The 6,802-nt window shown below is 40.4% G+C and carries 8 protein-coding genes; 5 read left to right on the forward strand and 3 right to left on the reverse strand.

The genetic code is table 11. The features are described 5' to 3' along the window. Nucleotides 1-26: 26 nt before the first annotated feature. The 5 genes from VGA95_01430 to VGA95_01450 all read left to right on the forward strand — a co-directional run bounded on the left by VGA95_01430 (nt 27) and on the right by VGA95_01450 (nt 4,421). On the forward strand, nt 27-293 hold the full coding sequence (locus VGA95_01430; protein ID HEX9665199.1) for a hypothetical protein: 267 nt from the start codon (nt 27-29) through the stop codon (nt 291-293). 355 nt (nt 294-648) lie between these two features. Continuing rightward, on the forward strand, nt 649-1,347 hold the full coding sequence (locus VGA95_01435) for a metal ABC transporter ATP-binding protein (protein ID HEX9665200.1): 699 nt from the start codon (nt 649-651) through the stop codon (nt 1,345-1,347). A gap of 1 nt (nt 1,348) precedes the next feature. Next, entirely contained in the window at nt 1,349-2,107 is a 759-nt protein-coding gene (locus tag VGA95_01440; GenBank protein ID HEX9665201.1) for a metal ABC transporter permease, read from the forward strand. A 59-nt stretch (nt 2,108-2,166) separates the two neighbouring features. Then, a complete protein-coding gene (locus VGA95_01445) occupies nt 2,167-3,741 on the forward strand; it encodes an NAD(P)H-hydrate dehydratase (protein HEX9665202.1) in 1,575 nt (524 codons plus the stop codon). Between the two features lie 452 nt (nt 3,742-4,193). After that, on the forward strand, nt 4,194-4,421 hold the full coding sequence (locus tag VGA95_01450; GenBank protein HEX9665203.1) for a cold shock domain-containing protein: 228 nt from the start codon (nt 4,194-4,196) through the stop codon (nt 4,419-4,421). Between the two features lie 126 nt (nt 4,422-4,547). Here VGA95_01450 and VGA95_01455 read toward each other — a convergent pair whose 3' ends face one another. The 3 genes from VGA95_01455 to VGA95_01465 form a co-directional block, all read right to left on the reverse strand. Further along, complete coding sequence (locus tag VGA95_01455; protein HEX9665204.1) at nt 4,548-5,438, reverse strand: helix-hairpin-helix domain-containing protein; 891 nt, start codon at nt 5,436-5,438, stop codon at nt 4,548-4,550. Nucleotides 5,439-5,492: 54 nt separating this feature from the next. Continuing rightward, the gene (gene rtcA / locus VGA95_01460; GenBank protein HEX9665205.1) at nt 5,493-6,539 is read right to left on the reverse strand and encodes an RNA 3'-terminal phosphate cyclase; all 1,047 of its coding nucleotides are present in this window, start codon (nt 6,537-6,539) and stop codon (nt 5,493-5,495) included. Between the two features lie 82 nt (nt 6,540-6,621). Next, a partial coding sequence (locus tag VGA95_01465; GenBank protein HEX9665206.1) for a hypothetical protein occupies nt 6,622-6,802 on the reverse strand: 181 nt, incomplete at its 5' end.

Genomic DNA, 6,802 nt, shown 5'->3' on the forward strand with positions numbered 1-6,802 from the left:
AGCTCAATTTTCAGGGAGGATATAAAATGCAATTCTTAATAAATCAAGTTCACGAACCTCAAGATTGTCCCAAGGACCTTGGCGGGTTTAGAAAAACTCTCATAAATGAGGATGTCCAAGGTCTCGAGCTAAAGAATGTTTATATCGAGCACGGTTCCCATACGATTATTTATATTATTGAGACGGATAATTATGATAATATAGTGAAGTTCCTAGAGCCTGGAATGTTAAAATCAACAGTATCGATAACGCCGGTTTCTTCCTTAGCCGTACGCGAAATCTTGAAGAAATAACTCTGCGCGTGGGATCTGGAACCGTAATCAATTTGTTGAACCAAGAATCCTGTAGCAAGCGACAGGGAATTCGCAAGTTAAACCTGAACCTATTACCTATAAAGCAAAAATATATTACGGATCAAACAGCGTCTGGGTAAAGTTCTCTTAAATTTATGAGTGTGAAACTAATCGAAGCAAGAACTCTTCTCTTTAACTAAGACCACTCTCGCTTTTTGGTCTCAAATTATATTTTTAACATCGCAAGAACTTCCCAACCTTAATAAGAAGATTTAAATTCAAACAAATTCCACAATTAATTTTAGTATATATCTTTTTATGCTAGTCTTAATTGCAAATAATAATTAGGTAGCATATGGATAGTGAAATTCTAAATGTCAGGAACCTGAATGTAACACTTAACGGTGAAGAAATACTCAAAGATCTCAGCTTCAAGGTTAACAGGGGAGAAGTCTTAGTAATATTGGGACCCAATGGCGCCGGTAAAACAACGCTTTTTAAGACTATTCTGGGTCTCTTACCTTACACTGGAGAAGTTGAGTGGAAGACCAAGAGAATTAGCTATATACCACCTCAAGAATTGCTTCATAGAAATGACCTTCCTCCACTGATTTTAGAAGACTTCTTTAAGTTCAAGAAGGTTGATTATGGACAAATCACGCAAACACTAAACCTAGTAGGCCTGGAACCATCGATCCTAAAAAAGGGCTTCGGCGCATTATCAACGGGAGAATTTCAAAGGATGCTAATTGCATGGGGTTTAGTTGACTACCCTGAGGTACTTCTATTAGACGAACCCGCTTATGGAATTGATTTGGGTGGACAGGAAACTATATATTCGCTTCTACATGTATTTTGGAAGGAGCACAATTTGACTATTTTACTAATTACACACGATTTAAATATAGTTTGGGAGCAAGCCAATAGCGTATTATGTCTTAACAAGAGCTACTTTTGTTACGGCAAGCCCCAAGAGGTGATAACCCCACAACAATTGGAAAAGCTCTACGGCACAGGGATTGAATTTTATAAACACTCACACGTAGGCAACTAGAATGCAATTATTCTTAGCTTTGATTATTGGGATATTTATTTGCGGTGTAGCAGGGTATCTGGGTTCCCTGATGATTACTAAGAGAATGTCGTTGGTGGGAGATGCCCTAGGCCACTTAGCGCTACCGGGTATTGCATTGGCTCTTATATATGGATTCGATATCTCCATTGGAGCGCTGATATTCTTGACGCTTGGTATTATCTTAATTTGGTTATTTGAAAGGAGGACTAAGCTACCAATGGAAACCCTAACGGCTATCGTTATTTCATCATCGCTGGCAATTGCATTCCTATTTCTCCCTGAAGAGGAAGCAATAAAGGCTTTGATAGGAGATATTTCAAGAATAACTATTTTTGATACATTGATTACTATATGCCTTTCAATGATAATCTTCCTTGCGACGAAAAAGATTTATACAAACATCATATTTGCCAGCATATCTGAAGACATGGCCAAGGTGAGTGGACTAAACGTAAATAGATTAAACATTATATACTTGGTTTGTATCGGCCTTGTGGTTGCTATTGGAGTCAAGGTCGTGGGTGGGCTTTTAGTCGCTGCTCTTGTAGCTATTCCAGCCAGTACCAGTAAAAACATAGGTAAGAACCTATTCCAATACTCTTATGGTGGATTGCTATTGGGCAGTGTAGCAGCCGTATTGGGTATATTGGGATACCAGTTTACGGGCATACCCGCTGGCCCATTGATCATTATGACCAGTGCCGTCTTCTTTTTGGCCTCTTTATTTATCGTTAAATAGATGATAAATCAATCATCCGATGTGAACTCCATGGAACTACAATGCATAAGAGGTGAGAAATGAAAGTAGCCAGAGTTTCTGAAATGAGAGCGCTAGATAGGAAAGCCTCAGAAAAATTCGGAATTACGGAACAACTATTAATGGAAAACGCCGGTGAGGCTGTTTACTTTGTAATATTAAGCGAATTAGGGATAGAAGGCAAAAAATTTATTGTTTTCTGCGGAGCTGGAAACAACGGAGGGGACGGATTTGTCGTCGCCAGAAAACTACATTCAAATCGAGGTTCAGTTAAGGTTATAATTCTGGGCGATAAGAGAAAACTCAAGGGCGCGGCTAAACAGAACTTCGATATTATTTCTAAAATAGGAATACAAATACTGAAATTAGAATCCATTGATTCGATAAAAGCAGATGTTGCACACTGCGATGCTATAGTTGATGCATTGTTTGGTACTGGCCTTACGAGAGAAGTCAATGGAACATATCTAGAGGTAATTGATTTGATTAACGAGACCAGAAAAACCGTGATTAGCGTTGACATTCCATCTGGAATTAACGGGAATACTGGAACAATTTTGGGAAACGCCGTTGTGGCAGATTATACGGTAACATTCGGTCTACCCAAGATAGGAAATATTCTCTACCCCGGTTATGGTCACTGTGGGAAATTATATGCGTCATACATATCCTTTCCCCCAGAAGTATACGACTCCGATTCCCTGAAGATAGAAATAAACGATACTCCAAAACTTCCCCTAAGAGATAAAAAAGGTCATAAAGGAGACTTTGGAGAAGCACTGTTTATTGCGGGTGCTTCAAGTTACTTCGGGGCACCATATTTTTCCGCTTTGTCATTCCTAAAAGCAGGGGGAGGTTATTCACGCCTCGCATCTCCGAAATCAATAACGCCATTTATAGCAAACAAGGGAAGCGAGATTGTTTTCATCCCGCAAAATGAGACACACTCAGGCAGTATCTCTCTCAAAAATAAAAAGGAATTGCTCGACCTATCAGAAAAAATGGATTTAGTCGTAATCGGACCAGGAATATCACTTGATGAAGAAACACAGCAACTGGCAAGGGAACTGGCGAAAGAGATCAACAAACCCTTAATTATCGATGGCGACGGAATTACGGCTCTATCGAAGGATTTGGGAATAATTAAGAAAAGGAAGCAGGAAACAATTCTAACTCCTCATTTAGGAGAGATGTCCCGGATTACTAATATGAGCGTAACTGAAATTGATTCCAGCAAAATCGATGTGCTACAAAGTACTGCCAAGGAACTTAATTCCTTCATTATCCTTAAAGGTGCTCATTCGCTCATTGGGTATCCAGATGAAAGAGTATTTATTAATATGAGCGGGAATTCCGGAATGGCTACAGCGGGTTCTGGGGATGTCCTTACAGGTACGATTGCCGCCATGCATGGTTTAGGTCTTAATATTCAAGACGCTGTCAGAAAAGGAGTTTTCATACATGGCCTCTCAGGAGACCTCGCGGCTACAGATAGGGGAGAAGATGGAATAACTGCTCAGGACATACTTGACTACCTACCAGTTGCATTAAAGGCTGACCGTGAAGGACTAACTGAGAAACTCAGGTATCGTTATAACGGAGCGATCGTTATATAGGATGAAATTCGATAAGATCAACCACTCACATCTGGTAACGCTTCACGCCATGATGACTCAATAAACAATCTAAATACTGCCTTTATGAATTCTTATTTTCTTAATATTAAACAAAGGAATTTAATTAAGAGATTAGCCTCCACGGAAAATTCTATAGAACTTCTCAAACAGAGGTATTGTATGTCACAGTGAAATAGTCTTATCTATTCATTATTGAGCATAAAAGGCAAAATGCATCGAGTCCAAAAGGAAAAGCCGATGCTTTAATTGACATAACATTTAATGTTATGTATTGTATAGCTAGGTACAAAGAATAACAGTGTTTAAGATATCTAACGTCAGCCTTTACTTAGCAGAATTAGTTTTACTCCGCCCTCCTTTTATATCACGCCTGACGCCATCTGACTGGTAAGTCGTTAAAAATCAAAATTGGGAGGTTTATACACAAAGCCATGAAGGGAACAATCAAGAGACTATTTAAAAATAGAGGGTTTGGCTTTATCAAGGCTGAGGACAGTAGAGAGATATTTTTTCATATGAGTGGCGTCATTGGCGTGGAATTTGATTCTTTGACTGAGGGTCAGGCTGTAGAGTTTGAAGTGGAGAAAAATCAAAAGAGTTCACGGAATAAAGGACCCCGTGCCGTGAACGTTAAAACAACCGACCAACAACCGTTTTAGGGCCAACATCGTATCGGCAGATGATTAAAGAAGAGTTTGATATTGGTACGTTTGTAAACTCGGGTTAATGTTTCAGCGGCTAATAATGAAAAGGGTCGCTTCGAATTACTAAATTCTCATGTGAGATTATGATACTTTTTCTCTATAATAGCTTAAGCATTCCGATTCACGACCTCTTATTACTCTCCATCCGTTGAGAATACCACTACGTTCGGTAACCACAGTGCACTGATTTTCATCCCCGTCTCTTTCGTAATAGATTATTACCCAGTCCTTAGTCTTCCCGAGTTCGTGTGCGCGAGCACTATTGGAGTACATTGCAGTGAATAACCAACCATCCTCGTCACTGTGAAGAACGGGTAGCCATGCCTTCTTCTCGGGGTTAAATCGTCTAGGTGTAATTGTTTTAAGTTCGCCTCTAGCAGCTTTATCTCTATATTGGTCGTCAATCTTTAGAATTAGCCCCACAGACGGCTGATTAACCTCGATTTCTTTGTCATGCATTTCAAGCCAGCGCAGTCCTCTTCTCGCCCGACGACGTCCCGAACGACTTAACATTGCCGCCAATGTATTACGAATTCCTCTAACACGCCTTTCCCCAAAACCCCCTAAATCCTGCAGCCGCCCATCATTCGCTGCAAGTTCGAGTTCTTCCAATGTATCTATTTTAAGCTCATGGTGTATCTTACTTGCAAGTACTTCGCCAATTCCGGGAACGGTGGTAAAGAGGTCCTCAGGTGATACCTGACCTTCTAAGCGTTCCAAAAATGAAACCCTCCCATTGTAAATAAATTCCAGAATAACCGAAGAAATACTCTTACCAATGTTAGGCAGCTTCTCGAGTCCCTCGATTCCCTCATGATCTACGATAATAACTAAAGGATCTTCGGTTTCGCGAACGGTGCGTGCAGCCTTACGGTATGCACGGACTCTAAATGTACTCCCGCCCTGAACCTCTAGTAAATCGGAGATCCGTTCCAGTACTTCTGCAATCTGATCATTACTTGGATGTAACATGCTCTGCTTATGTTCACCCCATTTTAGAATTCTTTTTATTAAAAGTAAGTAATACTAGACTATTGATATTATAGAGTTTGAGAAGCTTTCGTTAACCGTGGAACTTCGATCGAGAAATTGCTCAATTACCCATATATTAGTCTTAGCATGCTCGGATACTTCAGAGACAGAAAAAATTGAATTCCCATCAGCTAAATAGACATATGGAAGAATCTGATCGCAGGCAAATCTATCGAGACAGGCCATTGAATTAACTTCATTGAGGAATTGGAGAGCCACTTCCTTCCCAACCCTTTCAGCTCTTTTCCCGGGTCGACCAAGGGCATCACTTCCGATTATTGAATCCTCGAATACGCCTATGATGTTAATCTGGCTACCACTTGATAGAGTTGAGTAATATTCAATTTTTCGTTCGATTGGAGCCTTTAACTGTGCCTTTAATGACTCTTCAGCCGCCTCAGCTTGTCGTTCCGCTACTCGGGCTTTTTTCAACGTTTCTGAGGCACCAGAAATAATTGTAATTGTATTAAGGGATCCATGGTCTGGGCAATTCCAATGTTTGGGCTTGCAAGGAATTACGTCAACCGTAACCATAGCATTACCTTTTGGATAAAACCCCCTTATTATAATTTCAGTATCTGTCTTTAGTCCTAATTTTCCCAATATCTTTAAGAAAACAAACCGATAGTAATCCATTGTGGGAGAAAAGAAGGTATCGGTAGCCCCACCGTGAAAATAGATTCTCACCGGTCCCGAAGCGAAAAAAGCCGGAAGGAGCAGAGTCTGTAACAAAAGCGTTATGCTCCCCGCTGTTTCAATTTTTACATTCAATGTAGATGACCTAATTTCGCCGGGTCGAAAAGAAACTTCTTGCGAGTGTAAGTAGTCTCCCTCCAATTTACCATTACAGAGCTTTTTTAGGTTACGAATGCCGATGAGATGCTGAAGTCTTAGCCCTGGCTTCCTGCGGTTTTTTCTAATGTTGAAGACACGACAAGATATGCCAGTTATCGCGGAAAGTGCAAATGCGGTTCTCAGTATCTGCCCGCCACCTTCTCCATAAGAACCATCAATTGTAATGGAGTGTACCTGTTTGAGCACAAAAAATTATTTTACACCTATCCATAAACCATCGGTGTATATGTAAAGAATAATCCCGTCGCTTGAAAAGATATTATATTTACTATGATAGGCTTACGTTCGGCCTTACATCTTCGGCAAAGGGTATCGTGGTCGGTGGTGGCACAACTACTTCATGCAGTACCGACTCCTCTGATACTATCGCCTCCCTTAGAACCTCATCCATATGATCTACCATCTTTAGCTCTATGTCCCTCAATATATTACTGCGTATCTCCCTAAGA

This window comes from Thermodesulfobacteriota bacterium, assembly GCA_036397855.1.
In the GTDB taxonomy this organism is placed as follows: Bacteria; Desulfobacterota_D; UBA1144; order Nemesobacterales; family CSP1-2; genus DASWID01.